This window comes from Natronolimnohabitans innermongolicus JCM 12255, assembly GCF_000337215.1.
GTDB classification, from domain to species: domain Archaea; phylum Halobacteriota; class Halobacteria; order Halobacteriales; family Natrialbaceae; genus Natronolimnohabitans; species Natronolimnohabitans innermongolicus.
On sequence record NZ_AOHZ01000037.1, the window covers coordinates 1 to 224 of the forward strand.

Annotated in this window: 1 protein-coding gene; it reads left to right on the forward strand. The window is 63.8% G+C overall.

Annotated elements, in window-relative coordinates; all coding sequences use genetic code 11:
- Positions 1 to 224 (forward strand): hypothetical protein (locus tag C493_RS23000; RefSeq protein ID WP_007258752.1); only part of this gene is annotated, 224 nt, incomplete at both ends.

The following is a 224-nucleotide window of genomic DNA, read 5'->3' on the forward strand; positions in this document are numbered from 1 at the left end:
GTAGACATCCAGGAAACGTCCGTCTTCGAGTACTCGAGGGAGGAGTCAAACGCCAGCCGAGAGATGCCGGGTTTCGAGAACCCACACGACCAAGCCAACGAGACGAAGACGCTCGAGCGGCCCGCAGAGACGCTCACGGTCTCACTCGAGATCGAACTCGACGGCGAGTTCGCGGCCGACCTCTCGGTCCCGCAAGGCGAGATCGACGCCGCCCTCGAGTCGGG